26 protein-coding genes are annotated in these 24797 nt (G+C 41.4%); 10 read left to right on the forward strand and 16 right to left on the reverse strand.

Annotated elements, in window-relative coordinates; all coding sequences use genetic code 11:
* Complete coding sequence (locus HNP76_RS01185) at positions 1 to 495, reverse strand: S-ribosylhomocysteine lyase (protein ID WP_184656628.1); 495 nt, start codon at positions 493 to 495, stop codon at positions 1 to 3.
* A 37-nt stretch (positions 496 to 532) separates the two neighbouring features.
* Entirely contained in the window at positions 533 to 1240 is a 708-nt protein-coding gene (locus HNP76_RS01190; protein ID WP_184656630.1) for a 5'-methylthioadenosine/adenosylhomocysteine nucleosidase, read from the reverse strand.
* A gap of 254 nt (positions 1241 to 1494) precedes the next feature.
* Here HNP76_RS01190 and HNP76_RS01195 point away from each other — a divergent pair, with 254 nt between their 5' ends.
* The 5 genes from HNP76_RS01195 to HNP76_RS01215 all read left to right on the forward strand — a co-directional run bounded on the left by HNP76_RS01195 (position 1495) and on the right by HNP76_RS01215 (position 5157).
* On the forward strand, positions 1495 to 2349 hold the full coding sequence (locus HNP76_RS01195) for an alpha/beta hydrolase (protein ID WP_184656632.1): 855 nt from the start codon (positions 1495 to 1497) through the stop codon (positions 2347 to 2349).
* Between the two features lie 9 nt (positions 2350 to 2358).
* Entirely contained in the window at positions 2359 to 3201 is an 843-nt protein-coding gene (locus tag HNP76_RS01200; RefSeq protein ID WP_184656634.1) for an undecaprenyl-diphosphate phosphatase, read from the forward strand.
* 3 nt (positions 3202 to 3204) lie between these two features.
* A complete protein-coding gene (locus HNP76_RS01205; RefSeq protein WP_184656636.1) occupies positions 3205 to 3648 on the forward strand; it encodes a YcgN family cysteine cluster protein in 444 nt (147 codons plus the stop codon).
* 25 nt (positions 3649 to 3673) lie between these two features.
* Complete coding sequence (locus HNP76_RS01210; RefSeq protein WP_184656638.1) at positions 3674 to 4174, forward strand: hypothetical protein; 501 nt, start codon at positions 3674 to 3676, stop codon at positions 4172 to 4174.
* A gap of 308 nt (positions 4175 to 4482) precedes the next feature.
* On the forward strand, positions 4483 to 5157 hold the full coding sequence (locus tag HNP76_RS01215; protein ID WP_184656640.1) for a DUF3800 domain-containing protein: 675 nt from the start codon (positions 4483 to 4485) through the stop codon (positions 5155 to 5157).
* A 7-nt stretch (positions 5158 to 5164) separates the two neighbouring features.
* On the opposite strand, the gene HNP76_RS01220 is transcribed toward HNP76_RS01215, so the two are convergent.
* Positions 5165 to 5485, reverse strand: coding sequence for a cyclic-phosphate processing receiver domain-containing protein (locus HNP76_RS01220; protein ID WP_184656642.1), 321 nt, complete (start codon positions 5483 to 5485; stop codon positions 5165 to 5167).
* A gap of 189 nt (positions 5486 to 5674) precedes the next feature.
* Here HNP76_RS01220 and HNP76_RS01225 point away from each other — a divergent pair, with 189 nt between their 5' ends.
* Positions 5675 to 5926 carry a DUF2442 domain-containing protein gene (locus tag HNP76_RS01225; RefSeq protein ID WP_184656644.1) on the forward strand — a complete coding sequence of 84 codons (252 nt, stop codon included), beginning with the start codon at positions 5675 to 5677 and terminating at the stop codon, positions 5924 to 5926.
* 36 nt (positions 5927 to 5962) lie between these two features.
* Here HNP76_RS01225 and HNP76_RS01230 read toward each other — a convergent pair whose 3' ends face one another.
* From HNP76_RS01230 to HNP76_RS01240, 3 genes are all read right to left on the reverse strand, one after another.
* Positions 5963 to 6403 (reverse strand): hypothetical protein, encoded by a 441-nt coding sequence (locus HNP76_RS01230; RefSeq protein WP_184656646.1) that lies wholly within the window; start codon positions 6401 to 6403, stop codon positions 5963 to 5965.
* Positions 6404 to 6615: 212 nt separating this feature from the next.
* Entirely contained in the window at positions 6616 to 7677 is a 1062-nt protein-coding gene (locus tag HNP76_RS01235) for a hypothetical protein (RefSeq protein WP_184656648.1), read from the reverse strand.
* Positions 7678 to 7736: 59 nt separating this feature from the next.
* Positions 7737 to 8081, reverse strand: coding sequence for a hypothetical protein (locus tag HNP76_RS01240; protein ID WP_184656650.1), 345 nt, complete (start codon positions 8079 to 8081; stop codon positions 7737 to 7739).
* Between the two features lie 212 nt (positions 8082 to 8293).
* On the opposite strand from HNP76_RS01240, the gene HNP76_RS01245 reads away from it, so the two are divergent.
* Positions 8294 to 8500, forward strand: a complete 207-nt coding sequence (locus tag HNP76_RS01245; RefSeq protein WP_184656652.1) for a helix-turn-helix domain-containing protein — start codon at positions 8294 to 8296, stop codon at positions 8498 to 8500.
* 78 nt (positions 8501 to 8578) lie between these two features.
* Here the strand turns inward: HNP76_RS01245 and HNP76_RS01250 are convergent, their stop codons facing one another.
* The 4 genes from HNP76_RS01250 to HNP76_RS01265 form a co-directional block, all read right to left on the reverse strand.
* Complete coding sequence (locus HNP76_RS01250; RefSeq protein WP_184656654.1) at positions 8579 to 10729, reverse strand: DUF262 domain-containing protein; 2151 nt, start codon at positions 10727 to 10729, stop codon at positions 8579 to 8581.
* Complete coding sequence (locus HNP76_RS01255; RefSeq protein ID WP_184656656.1) at positions 10729 to 12588, reverse strand: GmrSD restriction endonuclease domain-containing protein; 1860 nt, start codon at positions 12586 to 12588, stop codon at positions 10729 to 10731. The genes HNP76_RS01250 and HNP76_RS01255 overlap by 1 nt, the downstream gene beginning before the upstream one ends.
* 104 nt (positions 12589 to 12692) lie before the next feature.
* Positions 12693 to 13589 (reverse strand): DnaB-like helicase C-terminal domain-containing protein, encoded by an 897-nt coding sequence (locus HNP76_RS01260; protein ID WP_184656658.1) that lies wholly within the window; start codon positions 13587 to 13589, stop codon positions 12693 to 12695.
* A gap of 74 nt (positions 13590 to 13663) precedes the next feature.
* Positions 13664 to 14236, reverse strand: coding sequence for a 3'-5' exonuclease (locus HNP76_RS01265; RefSeq protein WP_184656660.1), 573 nt, complete (start codon positions 14234 to 14236; stop codon positions 13664 to 13666).
* Positions 14237 to 14419: 183 nt separating this feature from the next.
* Here HNP76_RS01265 and HNP76_RS01270 point away from each other — a divergent pair, with 183 nt between their 5' ends.
* Positions 14420 to 15415 (forward strand): helix-turn-helix transcriptional regulator, encoded by a 996-nt coding sequence (locus HNP76_RS01270; protein ID WP_184656662.1) that lies wholly within the window; start codon positions 14420 to 14422, stop codon positions 15413 to 15415.
* 47 nt (positions 15416 to 15462) lie between these two features.
* Positions 15463 to 17307 carry a M3 family oligoendopeptidase gene (locus HNP76_RS01275; RefSeq protein ID WP_184656664.1) on the forward strand — a complete coding sequence of 615 codons (1845 nt, stop codon included), beginning with the start codon at positions 15463 to 15465 and terminating at the stop codon, positions 17305 to 17307.
* A gap of 7 nt (positions 17308 to 17314) precedes the next feature.
* Here HNP76_RS01275 and HNP76_RS01280 read toward each other — a convergent pair whose 3' ends face one another.
* From HNP76_RS01280 to HNP76_RS01300, 5 genes are all read right to left on the reverse strand, one after another.
* Positions 17315 to 17557 (reverse strand): TIGR03905 family TSCPD domain-containing protein, encoded by a 243-nt coding sequence (locus tag HNP76_RS01280; RefSeq protein ID WP_184656666.1) that lies wholly within the window; start codon positions 17555 to 17557, stop codon positions 17315 to 17317.
* 24 nt (positions 17558 to 17581) lie between these two features.
* Positions 17582 to 18778, reverse strand: a complete 1197-nt coding sequence (locus tag HNP76_RS01285) for an ABC transporter permease (RefSeq protein WP_184656668.1) — start codon at positions 18776 to 18778, stop codon at positions 17582 to 17584.
* A gap of 231 nt (positions 18779 to 19009) precedes the next feature.
* On the reverse strand, positions 19010 to 19696 hold the full coding sequence (locus HNP76_RS01290; RefSeq protein WP_184656670.1) for an ABC transporter ATP-binding protein: 687 nt from the start codon (positions 19694 to 19696) through the stop codon (positions 19010 to 19012).
* A gap of 115 nt (positions 19697 to 19811) precedes the next feature.
* Positions 19812 to 20876, reverse strand: coding sequence for an efflux RND transporter periplasmic adaptor subunit (locus HNP76_RS01295; protein WP_260309024.1), 1065 nt, complete (start codon positions 20874 to 20876; stop codon positions 19812 to 19814).
* Entirely contained in the window at positions 20866 to 22422 is a 1557-nt protein-coding gene (locus tag HNP76_RS01300) for a hypothetical protein (protein WP_184656672.1), read from the reverse strand. The genes HNP76_RS01295 and HNP76_RS01300 overlap by 11 nt, the downstream gene beginning before the upstream one ends.
* A 181-nt stretch (positions 22423 to 22603) precedes the next feature.
* Between HNP76_RS01300 and HNP76_RS01305 the strand changes: the two genes are divergently transcribed.
* Positions 22604 to 23503 (forward strand): hypothetical protein, encoded by a 900-nt coding sequence (locus HNP76_RS01305; RefSeq protein ID WP_184656674.1) that lies wholly within the window; start codon positions 22604 to 22606, stop codon positions 23501 to 23503.
* Between the two features lie 71 nt (positions 23504 to 23574).
* Here the strand turns inward: HNP76_RS01305 and HNP76_RS01310 are convergent, their stop codons facing one another.
* Complete coding sequence (locus HNP76_RS01310; protein WP_184656676.1) at positions 23575 to 24783, reverse strand: TraB/GumN family protein; 1209 nt, start codon at positions 24781 to 24783, stop codon at positions 23575 to 23577.
* Positions 24784 to 24797 lie beyond the last annotated feature (14 nt).

Consider the following 24797-nt stretch of genomic DNA (forward strand, 5'->3'; position numbering starts at 1 on the left):
TTATGCGTCAGCAAAAACTTTTCCGTCATCAAGAGTAACCTGGAGTTTTGTGTACTCGCAGTGGAAGTCATTTTTGAGACGGTCGAGATAGCGCTTGCTTTCCCAGATACACATCGGAAGGTCGTGAAGGAGATAGTTGCCGCATGCTTCCGGCTTGGTTGCAGGAACTTCAGTCTGAGTGATAATCCATTCCAGGCAGCGGATTGTGAGCTGGCGCATGTCCTCAACGGAATATTTTCCAAGCATGATGATGTACATGCCTGTGAGACAGCCCATTGGTCCGACGTATACGACATCGTCCTTTACTTCTGAATTACGGAACCAAGTTGCCATGAGGTGCTCAAGACTGTGAATCGCAGAAGGTGCGACAGCCGGCTCCTTGTTTGGCTCTGTGATTCGCAAATCGTAAGTTGTGAATCCCTTGTCCTCGCGGGAAATGTAAATTCCCGGCTTTAAATGTCTATGATCAATTGTAAAACTCTGAACTACTTCCATAAAATGACGGTTCTCCTAAAAAAAATCTTTTTTGATTTTATATCAACTGAATCATTTTTTCTACAACGCGGGCACTCATCTCTGCGGCAACCGGCTCGTTGAATTGGTAGCCGTTGTTACTCAATTCGTCAGCCTCGTCACTCATACATCTTAAAATTACGAAAGGAACTTTGTTGAGGTAGCAGGCATGTGCGATTGCAGCGCCTTCCATTTCAACGCAGGCAGGATCAAATTCTTTAGCAATCCGTGATTTTACTTCCTTTTCGCTGATGAACTGGTCGCCGGTCGCAATTCTTCCTGCAATCAGCTTATGACCTTTTGAAAGCTCGGAAGATTCAAAAGCCTTTTTAGCAGTCTCAATCATAGCCTTGTCAGCTTCAAAAGAGAAAACCGGCATCTGAGGAACCTGACCCAGTTTGTAGCCGAAACCTGTCGCATTCATGTCGTGATATACGGCATCAGTTGAAACAACGAAATCCATGACTCCAAGACCATGAGCCATTGCGCCCGCAATTCCTGTGTTGATAACATTCGTGCATCCAAACTGAAGGGCAAGCCTCTGGGCACACAAAGCGGCATTGACCTTGCCGATTCCAGACCGGACTAGAACAACGTCAAGGCCGTGAATTTTTCCCTCATTGAAGGTGATTCCGCCGGCTTCAGTCTTTTTAATTCCGTCGCCCATGAGCTTGCGGAGGAAGTCAACTTCTACTTCCATCGCTCCAATAATTCCAATTTTCTTCATTTTACGCTCCTTTATGTCACATTTTGCGAGATTTTCAAAGATTTTCGCAAAAAACTCCAAATTTTTCAACGATTTTCAATCAAAAAGTATTGATTAAAATCTCTAAAAAGTCTATATTATTATCAGCAGCAAGAAACAGACACTTCCGTTGGAAGATGTCACCCAAAGCCCCCGCCTTTTCTCCTCCTTTAAGCGGGGGTTTTCCTTTTTAAACACAGGATGATTTTTTATTTTTAATATTCTATAATACAATCATGGTTTACGAAACACTTGGCCTGCCGAATCGGGAAAATTCTTCAGTCTTTATCCAAACATACCTTCTCGGAAAAAATTCCTATAACCCGGAGCGAAAGCGGCCTCTGGTCCTTGTAATCCCGGGCGGAAGCTACAATCATTTCGGCGAGCGCGAGCGTGAGCCTGTCGCAGTCAGAATGAACGCACTCGGTTTTCATGCGGCGGTTTTATGCTATTCAATCGCCCCCATGCGCTTTCCTGACGCCCTGACAGACCTCGCAAACGCAGTCGCCTTAATCCGAAAAAATGCAGAAGAATGGAGAGTCGATCCTTCAAAAATCATTCTCTGCGGCTTTTCTGCTGGCGGACATCTTGCGGCAAGTCTCGGAGCCTTCTGGAATTCTTCCTTTTTAAAAGACTACGTAAATCACACAAGCGAAGAAATCCGGCCAAACTATCTCTGCCTCTCTTATCCTGTGATTACCGCGGACGAAAAATACTGCCACGAAGAGTCAATTCAAAATGTAATCGGTTCAATTTCAAAAGAAGCTGGCGAAAAAATCTGCAAGTCGCTGGGTCACACAAGCATGAGGGATGTCGTTTCAATCGAAAAGAACGTCACAAATGATTTCCCGCCGTCGTTTATCTGGCACACGCTTCAGGACGAAGCCGTTCCAGCCAAAAACACACTTCTGCTCGCGGACGCCCTCTACGAAAAGGGAATAGACTGCGAATATCACCTCTTTAACCGCGGAAAGCACGCACTCTCACTTGCAAATGAGGAAAGCGCAAAAGCCGACGGTTCCCATATCGAAAAAGAATGTGCCGTATGGCCCGAATTATTCATAAACTGGCTCAAGCCAATGATTTCATAGGAGTATAAAATGTCTGTCTTTCAAGCAATTATTCTTGGTGTCCTGCAGGGAATCGCGGAATTCCTGCCGATTTCTTCAAGCGGTCATCTTGCCGTAGCGCAAAAGCTTTTCGGCCTCAGCGATGTTCCCCTTCTTTTTGACGTAATGCTGCATCTGGCAACTCTGGCGGCGGTAATTTTGTATTTCAGAAAGAAAATCGCCCGCCTGTTCGTGATTTTATTCAGATGGGTAATGAGAAAACCGGCTGAACAGAATGCCGGGGACGAAACCGACCTTCTCGCAGGCAATGACGAACTTGGCAGAAAAACAATTCTTGCGGTGATTTTTGCGACTGTCGTGACCGGAGCAATGGGAATCGTTACAAGCAAAATGATTCCGGAAATGCCGATTAAAGTCACATGCGCGGGTTTCCTTTTTACGGCATGTCTTTTGATTTTCAGCTCTCTATGGGCAAAAAAGCACGACCGGCCTCTCGAAGCAAAAGGAATCTCAATCCGTCAGTCACTTTTCATCGGCTTCATGCAGGGAATCGGAACTCTGCCTGGTGTAAGCCGTTCTGGTTCAACAATCGCCGGAGCCCAGCTTGCAGGCGTAAACCGGGCCGCAGCCGGAGAATTTTCTTTCATCGTATCAATTCCGGCAATTCTGGGCGCTTTCGTGCTTGAGGCAAAGGATTTGGGCGAAGTCGGCTCGCAAATCGGCGTACTCCCGGTCCTCTGCGGCTGCCTTGCTTCCTTTGCATGGGGCTACCTTTCACTTTCGATTCTGATGAAGCTTATCCGCAAGGGCAAGCTCGAGTGGTTCGCCTGCTACCTGATTCCGCTCGGCATACTCGGATTGATTTTCTTCTAATCAATGGCTCTCTCAGACGATTTTTACAAAATAAAACCTCTCGCCCAGATGACCGAAGAAGAGTGGGAAGCCCTGTGCGACGGCTGCGGGCTCTGCTGCTTCCGGAAATTCATCACCGGGCGGGGCAAAAATACAAAAATCCACTTCACAAGAATCGCCTGTGACCTTCTCGACTTAAAGACCTGCCGCTGCAGTGACTACGAAAACCGCTTCAAAAAGCAGGCAGAATGTTCCCGCCTCACCAAAAACAACGTCGGAAAATGCGACTGGCTCCCCGAAACCTGCGCATACCGCCGCCTTTACTACAAAAATCCCCTGCCAGAGTGGCATCCGCTGGTGACAGGAAGAACCGAAAGCGTAAAAGAAAGCGGAATCATGATTAAAAATGCCGTCCACGAATGCGATGTAAGCGAGGACGACTGGGAAGACTACGAAATTGGCGAATAATATATAGGGGCAGTCAAGGCGGGCATTGAATCCTGTTGATGACAGCCGCGAGGGAATCGCAGGCATGCTCGTTAAAAAAGCAGAAGAAGCCTTTGTCTTTGAATGTGCCGAAAACTCCCGCCCCTTTTACCTGCCAAAAGACGGTTCGCTGAAATTGCAGTTCTTTTACATAGAAGACCTGTGCAAAATCATCGAAAGGATAATCGAAAAGAAGATTCCGCAGCACATTATCAACGTCGGTAACGAAGAATGCCTCTCCGCGCTCGACTGGGTAAAACTTTGCTATGACGTAGCAAAATCTCCCCTGAAAATTAAAAATGTAAGGGACAATATCGAACAAAGAAAGTATTTTCCGTTCTACGATTACGAATACAAACTCGACGTCACGATTCAAAAAGAACTTCTTCCAGAAACTACAAGCATGAAGGAAGGACTGGTGAAGTCATACGAGTGGTACAAGAATAACAAAGACGCCGTAACGCGAAAGAATTTTATTGCATACATAGATGAGGAATTTGCGGAGTGACAGAAAAATAGGAAATGTTTAGAAAAAGTTTTCTAAGGGCACATCCGCCTGCCTTACGGCAGTCGGTCGGGCTATCCGCAGTTCCGTGCTAACCGCACTCCATTGCCTACGGCAACGCCCCGCGCTGCTACTATCCCTTGTGCGAATAATTATAGATAACAAATTTTGCCTTTATTTTCTGCAATACGAAATTTGTTACCTTGACAAAAAGTCAAAATAACCTAAAATATAACTATAGGGCTGGTCGAAAGACCCAGGTCCATCTACCGGCGAGGAAGTTCCTCGCCATTTTTTTTGGAGAAACTGATTTGAAAGAATTGAGCATTTTTATAGACGAATCCGGAGATTTTGGCGAATACAGTTTTCATTCTCCATACTACATCATTACAATGGTTTTCCATGATCAGGCTGTAGATATCACGAAGAGTATTGAACATCTTGATAATGAACTTTCTTATTTAGGTCTTAGCAATCTTTGTATTCATACAGGCCCTATTATCCGCAAAGAAGAAATATATAAGAATATGGATGTAGTTGAACGCCGTAGAATCTTCAACAAAATGATGGCTTTTATTCGTTCGATTGATCTTCATTACAAATGCTTTTATATAGAAAAAAAGCATATTGAAGATTCTGTTGAAGCTACTGGTAAACTTTCAAAGCAAATTTCACAGTTTATCCGCGAGCATTACAATGATTTTCTTACTTTTGATGATGTCAAGATTTATTACGATAATGGTCAGATTCAGGTAAGCAGACTTCTTTCTTCCGTGTTCAATGCCCTTTTGCAAAATCCAATATTTCGGAAAGTAATGCCTTCTGATTATAAACTCTTTCAGGTTGCAGACTTTATCTGCACCATGGAACTTATAAGGCTCAAAATTGAAAATAATACTTTTTCCAACTCCGAAATGACTTTCTTTGGTAATATGCGTGATTTAAAGCAAAACTACCTGAAAGCCCTAAAAAAGAAAGAATGGTAAACGAGTATCAAAATCTACTCACAAACACCCGATGCCAGTTGTTCATCAGGCTTCTGATATTATCCTTGCCTACAGAATTAGAACTTTGGATGTCATAAGACGGAATATCAAGGTTGTGTTCCTGGCAGTAATTTACGACAAACTTTGCACAGTCATAGCCGGACTTTTCTTCACCGAGGTCATGATCAAAACAGATGATATCGGGCAATCCGTTTTCTGAGATAAACTTGCAGAAATCATCATAATTCTTTGCCCAAGAAATTTCATAGTCACCGACAACATAGTCAGCAGGATTTCTAAAATCATCAAGCCACAGCAGTTTCTTCATGTTTCACCTCGTAAAGAAAGTTTAGCACGGAATGGGTATCAAATCATGATAGATTGATTAAAGAATGTTGTGCGTCCGTCAAGATAATATTTTTGATACAAGTAATTAATTATGCGGATTATACAGACTTAAAATTATTGCTTAAAAAGATGTGATCTGTGTTATAATTTAGATGCTTTGGAGTAAGCTATGATTCCAAGAATAAAATCCCTTTCTGATAGGGATGATTACAAATTAGAAGTCCTCTTTGATGACGGTAAAAAAGTTCTCTATGATGTCATGGATGATATTAAAACGCTTGAGTCATTTAAGGACCTTGTAAATATCCATGGCTTATGGAAACAATATTCTCTTGATAAAAGTCGTACATGTGTTTTTTGGAATGATTTCATTGACCTCGCAAGTGATTCAATTTACGAATACGGCAACCCCCTTGCCTAGTAAAACAAGTCAGACGAATGAGCATTATTCGCCGACTTATAAAAACATCTGCTCCCATTCATCATCCTGCAAATCGCAATAATGTATGTCCTTTTCAAAGCGAGTCTTTTCTTTTGGCAGGCAGAAAGCCGCTGCAACCTTCTGCAAATCGCGCTTAGTCAGATTGTTCCCGTGATAAAGCGTGAAAAAATCCCTGTCCTCATGATAAACGACCCGACCGCGTGGAATTGAAAAGTATTCTTCCCTCAGATTTTCGGGCAATATTCCCAGCTGTCCTGTTGATTTAAGTTCTTCCCAATAATCAGCGTGGTCTTTTATGCCGGTAATTGCCTTGTCATAGCGGAGCCCTTCCTTGACTGGAACAGCGTGCACGAAAACAGGCGAACCGTTGTAAAACCAGAAAATCCCTACAGATGGAGTCTTTTCTTTATGAGAAAGATCGTTGTTTTCAAAATATTCTCTTGAGTGTTCTGGCATCTTTTTTCTCCTGATTTAAAGGTTTGGAATTATTAATAAAAACTCATCGCACCGACTTTCCCCAATGTTCGTCTTCCTCTTCAGACAGACCTTCGCCGTAGTTGTACCAAAGTTCAATTACATTAATACAGGCGGTCTATCAAAGGGTGATTGGGGAGGGAAAAACTATTTACACACTGAATATTTATCCAACGAATAAGGGATTAAGCGTTTTATTTTTTGAAAAATTCTTCAAGTCCTTCCATTGCATGTAAAGTTTCTTTGACGATTTTCTTTCTGCCGTTTTCATCTGCATCTCTAAATTCATAGAAGGCAGCATCTTTTATAATAAAATTAATCGGCTTAACATTATGCCAACTTGACCAATCAGACCTCAATCCTGCTTGATTTTGCACTGTAGGATATTTTGAATCATTAACCAATTCAAAATCAAAGATTTCTCTTCCATTCAATGGTGTTCTTATCTGAATATATGCTCTGTTTGGTTTTAAGAATGCTTTTGCAGCATCAAAAGATGTAGACTCTTTGCCGTTTAAGTTGATATGCGTTGCTATTGCATGATAAGTTTCCTTAAACTCCGCGACCAACAAATCAAGATAATTAGCAAGAACATTCTCGTCAGGTTCACTTGGTTTTATATCAAACCCTGCAAGTTGTAAAACATCTTTCATTTTGTCTGAATCAGATGCAGTTTGTTCCTCATTAGGCTCGTTGTACATATCACTTCGTAGAATAGAAACAAGTTGAAAAATTTGCCCAGCAAAGCCCGAATATTTATCTGCAATTCTTATAGATGATTTATTATTAATCGTACCAATAATTTTACCTAACAAGCTAGTTACATCATTCGCTGTAGTTACAGAAGCCGTCATACGAAGTTTTCCCAGCTGATAAATAAGATGCTGAAGTTCATCGTTTATTTCATTTTCAGCTTTAGGTGCAACATACCCCTCAATTCCCGGAACATTTATCCGTCCATCTTGTGTTATTTTTTCAAGAGTCTCAATAAATTCAAAATACACTTCCTGTTTCTTCTCAAAAACACGCAGCCCTAAGTCATTTTCTTCCTCTACTTCTGTCTGTCCTTTTAAAAGCAAAACAGTTATGAATGCCGACAAAATCATTCCAATGATTGTGCCAATCAATTGAAGTGGTAATTCAGAATTAGATAATATGTTAGAGTGAATAATTACAACATAAATGAGAGCGATAAATGCAAAAACTGCCGTAAGAATTGCCCAAAGTTTTGTATTGCTTTTCTTTTTGTTTTTCATAAATACCTCGATTTAAATAAAATCTGGCGGCATCATTACAATACCGTCAAAATGATATATTACCTTGCTGGGTGATGCTTCCCTGTTGGACTTTTTGTGCAATGATTTGCAGTTAATGAAGAAAGTGAACTATATTTTGAACCACAGTACTCACAGAAATACTGGGATTTTTCGCTTCCCTCATACGGAACATGTTTTTCTGTCGGACTTTTTGAACAATGATTTGCAGTTAGTGAAGAAAGTGAACTGTATTTTGAACCACAATATTCACAATAATAATTTGATTGCTCTTCTCCCTCATAAAGTACATGCTTTCCACTTGGACTTCTCGAACAATGATTTGCCGTCAATGAAGAAATGGAGCTGTATTTTGAACCACAGCACTTACAATAATAATTCGCCATAAAACTTTCCTCCTTTTTTTTGGCTTATTTTATTCATCAAAATATTTTGCAGGAATTATTTTGCAACTCTTCTTTTGTCATTTTTTCCTCAGATTTAGATTCATTTATTTAAATTCTACCACCATTAATTTTTTCATGCAAATAAATAAAACTATAATGCGTGAAAGTAAACAGTGTGTAATTATATTTCCCTCTATCATATACTGATAAACATGAATGTCGGACAAGCCATTATCAATTTAAGAAAAGAAAAGGGACTCAGTCAGGAGCAGCTCGCTTTTGAGTCAGGTATTTCCCGCCATTTCATGTATCGCCTCGAAAACAATCTCGCAAGTCCAACAGTCAAAACTCTTGAAAAACTCGCAGTCTCTCTTTCTGTTCAACCGTCAGTCATTCTCGAAAAAGCTCAAGCTTTGTAATGATTTTAAATCATTTGCTCTATCAAATCGTGATAGAAGGATAGATAGCCCATAAATAGATATTAAAATATTTTTATTTTATAACTTGAAAAAGTTTTTGACATCCTTATCATCAGTTATTTTAAGAACAACATCTGAGCCACATTTTATTTCATTTTGCCAAGTCCAGACATATTCTTTATTATTATATGAAAAAGTAATATTCCATCCTTTGAAAAAATTTCCTATCCTTATTTTTCCATCATTTAATGAAATTATTTTTTTATTAAGTAAATCATTCAAATCTTGATTTCTTTTGAAATTTCCCCAATCAAAAAGAATTGCATCATAACTACCACCATAAGGATAAAAGGCAAGTCGCCCTGAATACCAGTTTAGTCTACCTCCCGGCATTTGGTTTATGATGGAAATGATATTGTCCTTATTAGTGAAAAAATCAAGAATGGGCTGTGTATTTTCATCGGAATAACCATTTACGATATTTTTTTCGTTCAGAAGTATATTTGTCAATGGAACGAGATATTTATAATCTGTGAGATATTTATGCCAATAATCCTTCAAACTATTATTAAAAAAGAAAGAGCCATACAATTGTCCCCAATTATCAAATGATCGGATAAAGGTGTAAACAAAATCAATGTATTTTTCTTTTTTCACTGTTTCATTGCCAAATTCATTGAATAATTCTTTTGCCTTTGTAATCTTTTCACTTAAATTCTTCCATGAAATATTTCGAGATGAATCTCGATAAAGCAAATGAATTTTTCCATCAAAAACATTTAGAGATTCTGCTTCTTTAATTTTTTCCTCTAAGGCATCCCTATTTACTATTGCCTGTAGCTTATAAAGTTCTTCTTTGTTGTTTTCATTTATAAATACATTCTTTATTTCTTCTTCAGATAAGCCAAAAAGATAATTATAAAGGTTTTCATCCTTTTTCAAATTATTCAAAAAAATCAACAGTGGTATATGATTCATAACACCGTAATTCAAAGAATTATGTATCAAACGTAGCATTCGATATATATTCTTAACATCATCTTCATTTTCAAGTTTATAACCAAGCTGTAACATACGAATGACGGCTTCAACAGCAAACAACTTTCGTTCTTGTCTGTTTTTAGAAAAGAGAAAGTTAATTATTTCAGGTGTTTTGTTTTCATCTTTGTCTGATTTCACTCCAAGATTTTTGATTCCATCAATTTTATCACTACTTGAGTTTATCACTTCCGATATTGGTACATAGACATTTTTTATTTCTTCAAAGGAAACAGTTTTTGAGTCTTCTGCCGCGTTTATTTTATCATATTCTCTACACTTTTTTAATTCCAAAGCGATTTTGATGATATTTTCTATTGCTATATCTATTGACTCAACAGAGTTTTCACCACGTCTTTCAAAGAAGAACTCTTCCCAATCTTCCCATTCTTTTGCACAAGCTTTTGTTTTTTCGTTTTCTACTTTTTCGAGGATATAAGGCTTTATCTGTTCGTTGTCTTTGAGCTGTTCGCCACGGCTGTTCATTGTGATGTATAATTCTTCACCCTGTGATGTCTGTTGAACATCGAAATAGTAAAACTTGACGCGGTTAAGCAAAGAATTGTAATTGAGGTTTTGAAATTCCTTTTCAATACATTTAGTAGACAGCCATTCATATAATTTGCAAATCGATGTAATTGTGGTATCTCCGTCATAATCAGAAACATACCACTTTGAATCCTTTAGATTTTTGAAAGATTCTTCAGTTATGTTTTCATCATTAAACAATGTAATCAGAAACTGCTCTGTCAAAGGTCGGACTCGATATGAAAAATTCATAAGAGTTCTAGAAGTGTTAAGTAAATTTATAAAATCTGATTTTTTATCTTCTTTCACAGAATAGAAAAAGAGCAATAAGACAATTGTTGTCAAACGCTGCTGTCCATCAATAATATAATGCTCGTCATTTCCGGCATCGTAAGAATATAGAAAACCGATGTTTGTTTCATAAACGCCATTTACTTCCGTTAAAGCTGTTTCCAGCTGCTTTTTCAAATCATAAATGTTAGTTTGGGACGTAATTTCTAATGATTTCGAGTATACGGACTTCGATAAACTATTGTTCAATTCTGATAGAAATTTTCCAAGAACTGCTTCATTTCTTCCCCAGACATATTCGCGCTGAATCTCCGGGATAATAAGTTTATAATTGCTCAGTAATTCTTTTATAGTAAATTCTTTAAGTTCCATTATTTGTTCTCCCATCCTAAAAATTCTGATATTTTTTTGCTGATGTTGTTTGCGTTTTCTTGGATTTCTTTTATTCCCCAATGCCAATTGTCTTTTATAGTTTTACTATCCTTTTGCAGGAATACACTGGCTGTGAATGGACGAATGTATACTTTTGGATTGAAAAACTCGGAAACAATCCGTGTAACTTTTTCGTTATATAATGCATTGCTATAACTTCTGTTTACACTATTATTTAAGAGAACTATGTTTCCAATTGAATTCAAACAGTATTTATGCAACTCTTTATCTATTTCTTCTTGGATTTCAATAGATACTTCATCATTATTATTAATTGGTAGTAATTTTTTTAGTTCATCCAATTTTTCCGTATCTTTTTTTTCATCACTTCCGTTTTTAAATAAAGAATCTAGATATTTTTCAACCTCTGATTTACTTCTAGTGATGATTTCATTTTTATCATTACGCGGATGCTGACACATAATATGTTCTTTGTCTTCATCTGCAAGTCTGAAATAATCTACTCGTAATCTTTCAGTTCTTTTGGGTTCTAAATAATGAATTACATCCATCAGAGGAAGCAGTTTTTCAGTTAAATTGCTGTCATACCAATCAGAATCTATGCTTGTTATCTGTTTTTTTAAATTATCTATTTCTTGATTTTTATTTTTCTGATCCGAAAGGTTCAGGAGTTTTTCTGTTATAAGATTCTTTAATGACTGAATGAACTTTTGTTTTGTAGAAGAATTATTCCAGATTTCCCAGATTAGTTTTAATGAAACACCATTTTCCTTAAAATTGAAAACCAAATAACCTAAAAGATGATAAATCTGCTGATGATTGTACCAGTCTTTTAATGTCAGATGCAGGGAAAGAATCTTCTGATACATTTCGTAATAGTCATTTTTTGAATTATCATCAAAATTAGTTCCATATTCAAAGAACTTGAAAGAGAATGCTGTTTGCGTTTCTAAAGTTTTCCCTTTTTCATCTTTTATCTGATTCTTATAAATTTCATAAAAGAGTTTGTAAAGCAGATTGATAGGGAAGTTGTCCTGATTGAAATTTGTGTCATTTTCAGTTGAGTTTGGCAAAAACTGTTCAAAATATGTTTTTACATCTTTATTACTCCACCATCTGTTTATCTCATCGAGTTCCATTCCCATTCGGACTCTGAATTCATTTGTCTTTTCAATAGACTTAAATTCGGCAAATTTCTCTTTTGCTGATTTTGTCATAAGAATAGCACGAACCAAATCAGCTCCATCAAGAGGAACTTTACCACCGTTGATATTTGCAAAAATCGTTTCTTCTGCTTTTCCATCAAGCTTATTTACAATCAGCTTTAAGCGGTTCAAGATTGTGTTTGTAGACAAAGAGTGCAAAGCAAACCAATCTTTTATGGCTTTTGCAACTTCACGGATGTAGTATTCGTCACGATATTTGCTTTTTGAAGGGTCTACCTCATTATTCCAAAAATTATTCGTTATAAGGTCGGTTTTAAGAAAATCCCCTGTTGTTTTTCGTATTGAGTATTCAAGTTTTCCCTTAAACTCTGGAATTTCATTTTTTTCTATACCATATTTCAAATATGACAACAAAATATACAAAGTTGTAAGACGCTGCTGGCCGTCAACAACATTAAGTATATTTTTTTCGGGCACTATGGTTATATTCTGTAAGCAATAGAAAGAATTGGAATCTTTGTTAGCAGCTTCAAATTTTTCCAAATCGTCAAGAAGATTCTTTGCATCTTCTTTTGTCCACTTATACCCCCGCTGATACTCAGGAATATTGAAGTTATTGTCATTTAGATAGTCAGTAAAAATCTCTTTTACGGAATAAATCAAATTACTCATAATTTTCCTTCTCCTTTTATAATACAACCTGTCTTTCTTAAAAGCAAAATAAAGTTGGTGTACTTAAAGTACGTGCAAGTAAAGACTGTACAAAAGCACACATGTTATACAGCTTCTAAATCTCTAGCTCTATCAAGAAATAGGCCTGTCCGTATTTGATACAATAAAGCGATATTTCCAGTTGAACCATTGTTATTCTTTGCAATAATAAGTTTAGCTTCTTGACATATGAAGTTATCTTTATTTCTATATCTATTGATAAATAAAACCTTATCAGCGATTCTTGGAATAATCATATATTTCTTGAAATCTGTTAGGCGTGGTTCGCAAGCGTCTTCAGGGCGTGGTAAATCCATTACAATCATAATTGGAACATCAAATTCCATCGCTAAAGCTTTTAGGTTGTTAAGGATACTTTCTATTGAAGCTCGATACCATTCTGGTTCAGAATCAACTAATTCTTCCAAAAATTCAAAACCCTCTATTACAATAAGCTTTGCCTTTTTTTTAACCATGCTTTCTATAGCAATCTTAATATCTATTAAGCTACAGTTGGGGGTATTCATGAAATAGAGTGGAGAATCATATATTTTGGTTGCTGCATCGTGTATTTTTTTTATATCTGAGTCTTCTAATTTTGCGTTATGTATTTTTTCAATCGGTATATAAGAACACATCGAAATCATTCGTTCACTTACTTGTGAGTTATCAAAGTTTCCTGGTATTATCAATCCAACTGCATTCTTATTATCTACAGCAATCTGTTTTATTAAACTAATCGCAAATGTTGATTTTCCAATATATGGCCAGGCTCCTAAAATAATCAACTCTCCTTTATGAAAATCTAAATTACCAAAACCTGTTTGCAATGTTTCACTCATATCACGTTTTTTTGCTTTTTTCTCTATACAATCTAGAGTCGCATTCAGAGCTTCATTTATAGAAGTACAGAATCCTGATTCTGTTTTTGCAATTTCCGTAATTTCATTTTCTTTTTCCATAGTTAGTCTCCAGAAAAAATTATACATAACAGAACTATCAAACTGCGATTGACCAATTTACTATTTTAAAAATCTCACTCCTCCCCCAGCACCTTGCAGAATCCCTGCTGAAAAAACAAATCTTCACAGCTGCAATTCAATTTTTCTGCCGCCATTGAAAAAATCTTTCCGCAGGTTCGGGCATCGTCCAGGGCATTGTGAGCATCGTATTCAATTCCGAAGTGATCGGCTAAAAAAGTGAGTCTGTGACAGTCTAATTCGCTCCATGCTTTTCGGGCGGCTTGAAGGGTGCAGGCATAATTCGCCTGTGGCAAAGGCATTCCGAAATACTCGCAGCAACCTTTGATTACGCCCATGTCAAAGCGGGCATTATGAGCGACAAAATTGATTTGCTTGTCTTTGGCCGCTCCCAGAAAAGGTTCAATAATTTTCTGCCAGACCTCCGGGAAGTACGGCTTGTCACGAACATCTTCATAGCTGATGTGGTGAATGTCGATAAAATCTGGTCTGAAATACATTTTCGCAGGCTTGATGAGGGAATAAACGCTGTCCTTTTCCTCTCCGTCAACAAAACGGACGACACCAATCGAACACGCACTGTTTGAATACTGGTTGGCTGTCTCAAAATCAATTGCAAAATATTCCATAATTTCACCTCTTGGATATAGTGTAGCACTATAGAACTATCAAAGCGTGATAGACATCTCATTTTTTTAATTAAAAAAGTTGATTATCAGGAAATACCAATTTAAAACAAAATATCTATCATGCCTTGATAGACCGCCTGTGCTATAATGTGAACTAAATCAACTCTAATGGGGGAAGAAACTATGCCTACAAAAAAACGCCGTATCGACAATCATTTGATGCTTGAAAGACTATCAAAAATCCATACGAAGATAAAATCAGGCTGTTACCCGAATACTCATCAGCTTGCTTATGACAACGAAGTTTCCGTTCCGACCATCAGCCGCGACATAGAATTCTTGAGGGACAGGTTCGAAGCCCCGATTGAATACGATGCCGCACACCGGGGCTACTATTATTCGAAGAACTTTGACATGCCGCTCAACATGGTCTCTCAAAAAGACCTGTTGACTCTTTCCCTTACAAAGCAGCTTCTTTCGCAATATGAAGGTAGCCCGATTTACAAGGAAATTTCTTCTATTATAAATATGCTTTCTGACTCACAGGGAATCGGAAAGTCAGATTTTTTGAAACGAGTAGCCGCCCCGCCTCTTCCAAAAGCTGTGATGAATGAAGATGCTTGGAACATCGTGATTGAATGTTTGCAGGAAAACAGTATCATAAAATTTGATTACAACGGAAGATGGAGAACTGAGACCACGCACAGAATGCTGAGGCCATATCAGGTTCTGTTGCAGGAAGGAATGTATTTTGTCTTCGGTTTTGATGAAAATTCGGACGGCGGAAAAGGTGGCGAAAGACTTTTTAATCTTTCCCGGATGAAGAATCTTGAAAACACCGGACGGACTTTTGAGCTGCCGGAAGATTTTGAATTTGCCTCACGCTGTGGCGGCGGAAGATTCGGTGCATTCAAGGAAGCGGAAAAAGTCAAATATGAAATCGATTTTTATGATGATGCCCGCCAGTTTGTAAAAGACTGCATTTGGGCTGATGATCAGGAATTCTACGAAATCGAAGAAGAGAATACAACGACAATCTGCTTCTCTTCATCCCAATCAACAAAAGTTCTTGAATGGGTTCTTTCACAAGGGGTAAACGCAAAACCAATCGCACCGGAATCTTTTGTTGAACGCTGGAAGCAGGAACTCCGCGGCATGCTGAAAAATGCAGGAATCTGATCCGTGTTTCTTGTGTAATTCCGCCAGTTTTGTGCTAAAATACCCTTATGAACAGCACAAATTCCCGAAATCCAGTTCCCCGCTGGAACTTGGACTCACTTTTTTCTTCTATAAATTCTTCTGAATACAAGTCGGCTCTTGCGGAATTCACTTCCGGCATGGAAAACCTTGAGTCACTTTTGGAATCGGCTCGCACTTTCATCACTCAGGCGAACGAGCATTTTGATTTTCCGGTCTGGCTCAAGGGCTTTCTGGAAGCAGACGAAAAAGTTTCATCCCTCTGCGGCACTTTGAACGCCTACGCCTACATAATTTATTCCGTAGACACCACGAACACGGCTTTCCTCAACAACATCGCGCAGATTGACAACCTCACACTCCGTTACAGGCAACTGGATTTGAGCTTTAAGTCAGTTCTGCTTGCAAATTCCGGTCGTCTCGAAGACTTTTACAAGCGCTTCCCGGAATTTGAAGACTACCGCTACCTTTTGAACGAAACTCTCGAAGAAACAAAGCATCAGATGAGCGCGGAATGTGAAAAACTTGCAGGCGAGCTTCAGCAGACAGGCGGAGACGCATGGGACAGGCTTCATGAACAGCTGATTTCAAACCTCAAGGACTCAGAAACTGGCAAAACTTTCAACGAACTTCGTAATGATGCCTATTCAGCAGACGCCGTAACCCGAAAATCTTCTTACGAAAAGGAAATTACCCTTCTCAAGCAGAATGAAATCGCTTTTGCAGCCTGCCTCAACAACCTCAAGGGCGAAACGCTCACCCTCAACCGCCGCCGAAAATGGCAGAAAGCACTCGACCGCTCGCTCTCATCTGCCCGCCTTTCTCAAAAGACTCTGGACGCCCTTATTGGTGCAATCGAAGAAAGCTTTCCGATGTGGCGCGAATATTTCAGACTCAAAGCGGACTATCTTCACAAAAACGGGCTCACAGAAAGCAGCGACAAAAATGGTCTTGCCTTCTACGACCTTTTTGCCCCCATGTCAAAAACTTCTGAAAAATCCGGGGACTCACTTCTTTCAAAAGAATGGTCTTTCGACGAGGCACGCGATTACATAATCGAACGATATTCTTCTTTCAGCCAGGAAATGGGTGACTTTGCCAGAAAAGCCTTCGCAGAAAAATGGATTGACGCAGAAGTCCGTGCCGGAAAAGTCGGCGGTGCCTACGACGAGGATTTTGCATTCGGTCACCAGAGCCGAATCATGACAAACTTCACTGGCGCATTCAGCGACATCATCACGCTGGCACATGAGCTCGGACATGCATACCACTTTTCATGCATGAAGGGAAAACCAAGTGCATTTTTCTCATATCCGATGACACTTGCCGAAACCGCCTCAACCTTTGCCGAAACAATCGTAAAGCAGGACATGATTTCAAAGTGCACGGAAAGCGAAAAGATTCAGATTCTTGACTTGGATTTGCAAGATGTAAGCCAGGTTTTAGTCGACATCCTCTGCCGCTTCTACTTTGAAAGAAGCGTCTTTGAGGAACGAGAAAAGGGCGAGCTAAATTCAGAAGATTTCTGCCGCTTAATGAAAGATGCCCAGGAAAAATCATACGGAAGCGGCCTCAATAGCGAACGTCACGAATACATGTGGGCAGTAAAGTCTCACTATTATTCAACCGGACTCGATTTCTACAACTTCCCGTACGCATTCGGACAGCTTTTTGCCGCTGGACTGTACGCGCGCTACCAGAAAGAAGGAAGCGAATTCGCAAAAACCTACGCAGAACTTCTCTCAAACACAGGAAACATGAGCTGTGAAGATCTCTGCCGAAAAGCCGGCTTTGACATCACGACAAAAGATTTCTGGAAAAGCGGAATCGAAATGTACGCAAAAGAACTGGAGCTGCTGAAGAAACTGGCCTAAAGACCTCTTACTCCATCACCGCTTTTGCCAGCTGGTCGGCGCAGGATGTACCTTTGTTTCCGCAGAGGTTGCCGGCCAGTTTTGCAGAAATTTCCTCGGCTTTCATGCCCTCGCAGAGTTTGGCGATTGCCTTTAGATTGCCGTTGCAGCCGCCTTCAAACGAAATGTTATAAACTCTGTTTTCGTCGTCTTTTTCAAAATGAATTACTCTGGCACATGTGCCATTTGTCTGGTAAGTGAACTCTTTCATGAGCGAAGTATAGCAGAAAGAATCCTACCCCGCCAGTGCCTCCACCGGGTCCAGTTTGCTTGCCTTTACCGCGGGGCTCAGTCCAAAGAAAATTCCTACGAACACGCTGAACACAAAGGAAACAAAACACGCCGAGACTTTGATTGCGTAGGGCAGCTCCGTAGACACATATTCAATTGCAAGGCTCAGCGCGATTCCGAGTAAGATTCCCAGGGCGCCACCTAAAAGAGTGATGCTTGCGCTTTCTACCAGAAACTGCCGGCAGATTGCAAATGGACTTGCTCCCAGCGCCTTTCTGATGCCGATTTCCTGCTTGCGTTCCGTCACAGTGACTATCATGATGTTCATAATTCCGATTCCGCCGACTAAAAGCGAAATCGTGGCGATTCCCGAAAGCATGAGTGAAAGGGTCGCCATTGCCTTGTTTATCTGCTCGATCATGGTCTGCATCGAATTTACGCTCACGCTTCCTTCAGTTCCGGATTTCTCTGTCATATAAGAAGTTATGTCCGTCACAAGCTGGGAACAACGGCTCGTGTCGGTCGCCTGAACCATGATTGTGTCCGCCGTTGGATTCGGCTTGATTTTCTTTGAGTAAAATCCGCGAGGAATGTAGATTCCTGTTGTTGTGGATTCCATTCCCGCCGACTGCTCCTTAAGCACGCCAACGACAGTAAAAGCAAAGGGCACCTTCGAAGCCGAGACAATCACGCCCTTGCCCACGGCATTTCCGTCCGGAAAAAGAGACGATGCCACCTCGCTTCCGATAATCATTTTCTGACTGCCCGCAACGTCGTCGGTCACGGTAAAATAGCTGCCCGTATCGAGTTCCAGACTGTACATTTCAAGATATCCCGGTTCAATCGCCGTCGCATTTGAAGAAACGGTCGTTTCGCCATAAGAAACCGAAAAGTTCACGGAATTTTTGTACCAGATTTTTTTGATGTTCTTAACACTGTCGAACATGTCCTTACGAAGCGCTTCGTCAAATTTCACGCTAACGGCATCCCGATTCCGCCTCATCCAGCCGCCCGAACTCACGCTTACCAAATCAAGCCCCGAAGAGCCGAACTGATTCTGAATCTGCTTAGTAGAACTGGCCCCAATACTAGTAATGATAATAACGCTAGCCACGCCAATAATAACGCCCAGCAAAGAGAGAAAAGTCCGCGTCTTAGACCGCGCAAAATTTTTTAACGCATCTATAAAATCTTCAATCATATCTACCTAAACTGCCACACGGATGTGGCGAAAAGCAAGTTGACCGCGAGTTTTTGCTTGTCGAAAACTCGTCACGACATGGATGTCGCAAAAATCTTCCAGCATAAAAAATCTCCATTGGGAAGGGGAAAGCCTTCCCCTACGCGCCCACTTCGTTGGTCGCTACCCCTTCTGCGGGGCAACCCCGCAACGCCCCATCTGTGTCCATCCGTGTTTATCTGTGTCAAATACTTACCGTTTTTCATCCCCCTGAATCATTCCGTCCAGAATGCGAACGCACCGCCTTGTGCTGGCTCCGATTCCCGGGTCGTGGGTGACGATTACGATTGTCGTTCCTGTGCTGTTGATTTCGCCGAAGAGTTCCAGAACCGCTTTGCCTGTCGCTGAGTCCAGGGCTCCGGTCGGCTCGTCGGCTAAGATTATCGCAGGTTTTGTGACCGTAGCCCGCGCGATTGCGACACGCTGCTTCTGACCGCCTGAAAGCTCGTTCGGAAGGTGGTTGATTCTGTCGCTCAAGCCCACTTTTTCAAGGGCAGAAAGTGCCATGTCACGTCGCAAGGCACGCTCAATTCCCTGATAGCGGAGCGGAACCATTACATTTTCAAGCACTGTCATGGTCGGCAGAAGATGGTACTGCTGAAAAACAAAACCGATTGTCTTGTTGCGCAGCTCCGCCAGTTTCTTTTCAGTCATTTTTGCCGTTTCCCGCCCGCCGATTTTAACGATTCCGCTTGTGGGCCGGTCAAGGCATCCAATCATGTTCATGCAAGTCGACTTACCCGAGCCGGAAGGACCCATTATCGACATGAATTCCCCCTGCTCCACGGAAAAAGAAATCCCGCGCAAGGCATGAACTTCCTGCTCCCCCATCGAGTAAATCTTTCTGACATCTTCCATGAATATTACCGGCTCTGACATAAATCTCCTGAAAAGCGGGCGTTGCGGGCGGCGTCTGAGCCCGCAGAGAGGGTAGCGGCCAACGAAGTGGACGCGCAGGGGGAGACTTCCCCCTCCTCAATTTTCAACTTTCAATTTAGAACGGTGGCGGTCCCATCATTCCGCCCTGATTTCTGTTGTTCCTGTTGTTATTGCCGGCTTTCTGCCCCTTCTTCGTTACGCTCATTCTGCCGCTCTTTGACGAATCACTCTGGGCCTTGAGCATTTCACCACCGGAAAGCCCCGAAATTACGTTTACATATTCAAGTCCGTATGGCTCAACCGTGACTTCAACCTTTGTCGTCTTTCCGTCACGACCTATAATCTCTGCGAATGCCACGCCCTTATCACGTCCGATTGCGTAACGCTCGACCACGAGCTTGTTTTCCGGCTCCGTAATCTGGATTTTGCCCGAAAAACTGAAATTCGGCAGGACACCCGACGGAACGTTGTCAATCCGGACCTTTGCCTTTACGATTGTCGCCCCTCGGCTGGTCACTTCACCGATTGCCGGGAATGAAACAAGATAGCCCTCAACTTTTTCGCTGTAAGCCGGGAAGGTGAAATCAACCTTCTGACCCACTTTGAGCTTTGAAACGTCGGTTTCGGCAATTTCTACATCAGCGGTGAGATAGCTTGTGTCAACCAGCGTGCCGATTGAGTCCTTTGCCTCAAGATAATCGCCGGGATCAACGTCCAGGCTTGCGATTATTCCGTCAAAAGTGGCGACGATTTTCCTGTCCTCGACCTTGCGGACAAGCGAAGTTCTGTGGGTTTCCATTAGCTTGAGCTTTCCCGCCGTCTGATTCTGCCTTGCAACCGAAATTTCGTAGTCCAGGTTTGCAAGATTGTACTGCTGCTCTGTGTCGTCCAGCTGGACAATCAGGTCGCCAGCCTTAACGTGGTCGCCCTCTTTTTTGTAAACGCCAACGACCGTTCCGTCATTGAGTGACTTCAAGGTCTGTGATTTTGCCGCCGCAACAGTTCCTGCGATTTCAATCACGTTTTCGTAAGTTTCCTTTCGGACCCGGTAAACCGCCTGAGAAGAAGCAGCCCTCTTTTCCATTGCGCGCCGTGAAATTTTAAGAATCACAATCAAAAGCAAAAGCGCAATTCCAATGCCGAGAATAATCTTTTTTTTCTTATCAAGTTTAATTTTCATTTTTAGCTTTTCCGTTTTCATTTTCCCTTACGAACATCAGTTTAACATTATTATTATAGATGATTTTTTCAACCGCGTTTATCAGAAGATTCATTCTTGCCTTTTCACGGCTGTTTGCGGCATCAAGGTAGTCGCTTTCTGTTACGCTGCCCTGTGCCAGCCATTTGTCCATGTCGTATTCAAGCTGCGAGTACATTTCGTATTCTTCGGCATAGGATTTTCCAGACCAGCGCAAATCCCCCCGCTCGGTGAGTTTGTCCAAAACCGCAGTATCGTAATCGTCTGCCGCTGATTTTACCGTAATTTCATCGATTTTTTCGTTCAGCTCGTCCTGCTTTTTGTCGATTGAGGCAAGCCGCCATGTGTTCGGTGTGAGCGTGAGTGAAAATGTGTAGACCGGTGATTTTGAAGTCTGACCGCTTGTGCTTGCGTTCAAAGGAAAAAGATTCTGCCCGGTCGGAAGTGAAACGCCTGCACTCGCAGAAATTCCCCGCCAGTCAAAAGTGATTCCGCCGTCAACCGTGTCGAATTTTGAGCTGGTCTCGTTGAAAGTGTAGCCGCCGTAAGCCCCCACTTCGAGAGAATAGTCACTTTTTCGCTTCATGTCGCTGATATATTTTGACCAAACGGCATTTTCAGTCTTTGTGTAGTCTTCTGATTTGTAGGAAAGCACGTCTTCCATTTCAACGCCTGGAATTTCCGCCGGAAGAAAAGCCATTACCGACTCAAAAGCAGCATTTCCGATTTCCTCGGGCTTCATTTTCTCAAAATTTTCAGGACTAAAGACCTGCTCGTATTCGGCACCGCACTTTACTGCAAAAATCGCCGTCTCCCTCTCAAGTTTTCGAAGCGACTCAAAGACATTCCGCCTGTCGCTCTGAATTTCAAGATATTTCCGCCGGTAAGAAGCGCTCGTCTTGCTGTAGCCCTGAGCCGTCAGGACTTTCAAGTCAATTTCGTCGTCGTAGAGGTCATTTCTTGCAGTGAGGACTTTTGTCGCATAATTGTAAAGGTTTTTAAGGTTCGTGTAGAATTCATTTTCGACCGTAAGAGCCTGATTCTGGGCAGCCCGCTCAGCCTCAATGTAGGCGCGCTCAGCCTGCAAAAGCGTGACCTTCCGCTTGAGGGGAGCCGAAGTGACGATTCCCGTGCTGAGCTTTACGCTGCCGTTGTCAAGGAATGTGCCATTTTCTTCTATATTATTTGCTGATTCATAGCCGGATTTTTTGGTCATCGGAAGACTTGCGGTAAGTTTTGTGTCGTTCAGTTCGGGAAGAGCGAGGGAAGCAGAAGGGGTGAAAGTGTATTTTGTTCCGTTCGCCGAAGACTGAATCTTTACCGTGCCTGTCGAAAGGGTAAGGGCGATGCCGTTTGAAATTTTTGTTGAATCGTAATCAAGCGCCTTGCTCTGAGCCGTCAGCGTGTATTTTTGAAGGGTGAGGTCGTTTTTAAGATAGCCGAAAAGAAGGGCCGGCAGATTTGACTCTGCAAAACCTGAGAAAATTGTGAAAAAAGAAAAAATCCCTGCCAAAAAAACTTTTTTCATAGCTGCATTCTACCAAAAATCATTTAAGTTTTCATCTATAGAAACAAGATAAAATCTTATCGTTACGAAAATTATTTAAAAGTAAGGAATCTCTTAAAGGGAACGTTGGCAAAATGCTTTTTTTTTGTATAGTAAGTTTAAAGTTGAGAGTTAAGTCCGCTTTTAACAACAGGAGACTAATATGAAAAAAACATTTAAGAAAATTTCATTTGCACTGCTCTCAGCTGCAATCCTCTTCAATTTCGCCGCATGTTCAAGTGGCGACGGTGACAGCTCAGGCTCTGGTTCTGGTGGTGGCTCTGGTTCTGGCGGTACTCAGGTTTCTCCAGTCAAACTTCCAGAATCAAGTGGTGAAAACCCATTCAAAGGAAAGACTTTCACTCTTGATAGGGGTTATGGGTCAAGTCACACTAAGACATACAAATTCAGTGACAACGGCACATCAGTAGAAGCAATTGACACATACAATGGAGTTAATGAAGGCACAGAAACACACACTTACACCTATGATGCTGACAAATCCCTGATTTATCTTGCCCTTACAAAAATAAAAACAAGCAATGGCAACCAAGAAGTTTCGTGGTCAAGCTCCAGCGAATACATTAGCAAAATAAAACAGTATGGATTCAATGCAACAGAATATGAAGTGGCAATGATGAACAACGAATTCTCTCTGCCTCGCACCTACAAATACAAAATCTCTGGTAATAAAATTGAACTTGACGCATACTTCAACGGTCAGCTTCCAACAAATGGGAATTTCTACTACTACACGTCTGGACTTTATATCTATCTTGATGAAAACCAGCTTGAAATTGAAATCGAAAAAAATGATAGCAGTCTAAAATACGTAGGCTGTCCGACTTTTACCACTGACTCATTCGAAGTTACAATTTTTAAGGTAGAACGAGATAGTAACCGTAATAAAACATACAAAAAAATCGGTACAATCAAGGGCACTTACAAAACTGAGGGAACTGGCACAGAAAACTGCAAAATAATCCTCACATTCACAGAGATGCCAGACGAACTTTCTTCATATAAAGACAAGGAAGTCACATTATCTAACTACTCATATTAGAAAATGACACAAAAAGGCCCCGAAAGGAATAAATCCTGCGGGGCTTTTTTGTCGACTTTCAAATTTTCGGTTTACTTTCCAAACAATCCCTTGAAAAAGGAAACTATGCTCACCACAATCGAAGAACCGCCAACGAAGGTGCCGATTGAGCTTCCGATGCTTGAAAGGAATAAGACCAGCAAAACCCGGAGCAGACGGTTTTTGTAAAAGCCCTTTACGCTTGAAACGTCGTCCATCATGCTTTCCATGTCGGCTACTTTCGGCTTGCAGACAAAGGCCTGAACGATTCCGGCAAACATTCCCACGCCGACAAGCGGACAGAGCGAAGTAAAGGGAGCTCCAACTGCCGCCATCAAAATCGTGAGCGGATGTCCACCTGCAACCAGCGCACCGATTCCCGCAAGAACCGCATTCCAGATTACCCAGGCACTAAGCAAGTCAGCGCCCTTTTTCATGCCGCCGAATACAAATCCTGCTGCAATCAAGCCTACGATAACAACCGGGATTGCCCAGCCGATTATTTTTGCCCCGACCTTCTTTTTTGGAAGAGAGCTTATTTCTTCTGTGTCAGTGTTTTCACTTCCTGCCGCAATCTTTTCAAGATGTGCCTGAACTCCCGGCAAATGTCCTGCGCCCAAAACTGCGACTACGCTTTTGCGCTCTTCCTTCTGAACGGCTTCCCAGATGTGGGCCGCAAGATAAAAATCACGCTCGTCAATCAAAACTTCCTTTACGCCCGGCATGAAGTCCGCAAGCTCAGCCATCATTCCGTCCATTTCGCTCTTGTTCTTGAGGTTTTCAATTTCATCGCCGCTCACTTCTTCTTTTGAAGCCGCACTCGCAAACAAAGCCGAAAGGAGCTTTATCCTTCCGTAGCCCGAGTTTTTTGCCCATGCACGGCGGAGTGTCGTCTGAATCGGACGGTCAACCATTTCGCAGGGAATTCCAAGTTCTTTTGCGGCATCAATTCCAGCCCGCATTTCATCGCCAGGCTTTACGCCCACGTTCGCGCCCATCCTCTTCTGGAAGCTTGAAAGCACTATGTTTGCAAGGAGCAAGAAGCCCTTCTTTTCACGCAAAACTTTAATGATGTCGAGATTTTTCCAGGCCTCACTGTCATTCAAGGAAGCATAACGCTGCTCATCAAGCTCAATGGCCACGCAGTCAGGCTTTTTAGCGGCAATAGCGGCCTTTACTTCATCACAACTCTGCTGAGAAACATGCGCCGTCCCCAGCAAAACAATTTCTTTTCCGTTAAGATTCAAATTTATTTGAGACACTTTTTTTCTCCGTC

The organism is Treponema ruminis, assembly GCF_014201975.1.
In the GTDB taxonomy this organism is placed as follows: Bacteria; Spirochaetota; Spirochaetia; order Treponematales; family Treponemataceae; genus Treponema_D; species Treponema_D ruminis.

What these genes read in the sequence shown, in the direction of transcription:
- HNP76_RS01185 (WP_184656628.1), bottom strand. Translation starts at nt 495, where the DNA reads ATGGAAGTAGTTCAGAGTTTTACAATTGATCATAGACATTTAAAGCCG.
- HNP76_RS01190 (WP_184656630.1), bottom strand. Translation starts at nt 1,240, where the DNA reads ATGAAGAAAATTGGAATTATTGGAGCGATGGAAGTAGAAGTTGACTTC.
- HNP76_RS01195 (WP_184656632.1), top strand. Translation starts at nt 1,495, where the DNA reads ATGGTTTACGAAACACTTGGCCTGCCGAATCGGGAAAATTCTTCAGTC.
- HNP76_RS01200 (WP_184656634.1), top strand. Translation starts at nt 2,359, where the DNA reads ATGTCTGTCTTTCAAGCAATTATTCTTGGTGTCCTGCAGGGAATCGCG.
- HNP76_RS01205 (WP_184656636.1), top strand. Translation starts at nt 3,205, where the DNA reads ATGGCTCTCTCAGACGATTTTTACAAAATAAAACCTCTCGCCCAGATG.
- HNP76_RS01220 (WP_184656642.1), bottom strand. Translation starts at nt 5,485, where the DNA reads ATGAAGAAACTGCTGTGGCTTGATGATTTTAGAAATCCTGCTGACTAT.
- HNP76_RS01225 (WP_184656644.1), top strand. Translation starts at nt 5,675, where the DNA reads ATGATTCCAAGAATAAAATCCCTTTCTGATAGGGATGATTACAAATTA.
- HNP76_RS01230 (WP_184656646.1), bottom strand. Translation starts at nt 6,403, where the DNA reads ATGCCAGAACACTCAAGAGAATATTTTGAAAACAACGATCTTTCTCAT.
- HNP76_RS01235 (WP_184656648.1), bottom strand. Translation starts at nt 7,677, where the DNA reads ATGAAAAACAAAAAGAAAAGCAATACAAAACTTTGGGCAATTCTTACG.
- HNP76_RS01240 (WP_184656650.1), bottom strand. Translation starts at nt 8,081, where the DNA reads ATGGCGAATTATTATTGTAAGTGCTGTGGTTCAAAATACAGCTCCATT.
- HNP76_RS01245 (WP_184656652.1), top strand. Translation starts at nt 8,294, where the DNA reads ATGAATGTCGGACAAGCCATTATCAATTTAAGAAAAGAAAAGGGACTC.
- HNP76_RS01250 (WP_184656654.1), bottom strand. Translation starts at nt 10,729, where the DNA reads ATGGAACTTAAAGAATTTACTATAAAAGAATTACTGAGCAATTATAAA.
- HNP76_RS01255 (WP_184656656.1), bottom strand. Translation starts at nt 12,588, where the DNA reads ATGAGTAATTTGATTTATTCCGTAAAAGAGATTTTTACTGACTATCTA.
- HNP76_RS01260 (WP_184656658.1), bottom strand. Translation starts at nt 13,589, where the DNA reads ATGGAAAAAGAAAATGAAATTACGGAAATTGCAAAAACAGAATCAGGA.
- HNP76_RS01265 (WP_184656660.1), bottom strand. Translation starts at nt 14,236, where the DNA reads ATGGAATATTTTGCAATTGATTTTGAGACAGCCAACCAGTATTCAAAC.
- HNP76_RS01270 (WP_184656662.1), top strand. Translation starts at nt 14,420, where the DNA reads ATGCCTACAAAAAAACGCCGTATCGACAATCATTTGATGCTTGAAAGA.
- HNP76_RS01275 (WP_184656664.1), top strand. Translation starts at nt 15,463, where the DNA reads ATGAACAGCACAAATTCCCGAAATCCAGTTCCCCGCTGGAACTTGGAC.
- HNP76_RS01280 (WP_184656666.1), bottom strand. Translation starts at nt 17,557, where the DNA reads ATGAAAGAGTTCACTTACCAGACAAATGGCACATGTGCCAGAGTAATT.
- HNP76_RS01285 (WP_184656668.1), bottom strand. Translation starts at nt 18,778, where the DNA reads ATGATTGAAGATTTTATAGATGCGTTAAAAAATTTTGCGCGGTCTAAG.
- HNP76_RS01290 (WP_184656670.1), bottom strand. Translation starts at nt 19,696, where the DNA reads ATGTCAGAGCCGGTAATATTCATGGAAGATGTCAGAAAGATTTACTCG.
- HNP76_RS01295 (WP_260309024.1), bottom strand. Translation starts at nt 20,876, where the DNA reads ATGAAAATTAAACTTGATAAGAAAAAAAAGATTATTCTCGGCATTGGA.
- HNP76_RS01300 (WP_184656672.1), bottom strand. Translation starts at nt 22,422, where the DNA reads ATGAAAAAAGTTTTTTTGGCAGGGATTTTTTCTTTTTTCACAATTTTC.
- HNP76_RS01305 (WP_184656674.1), top strand. Translation starts at nt 22,604, where the DNA reads ATGAAAAAAACATTTAAGAAAATTTCATTTGCACTGCTCTCAGCTGCA.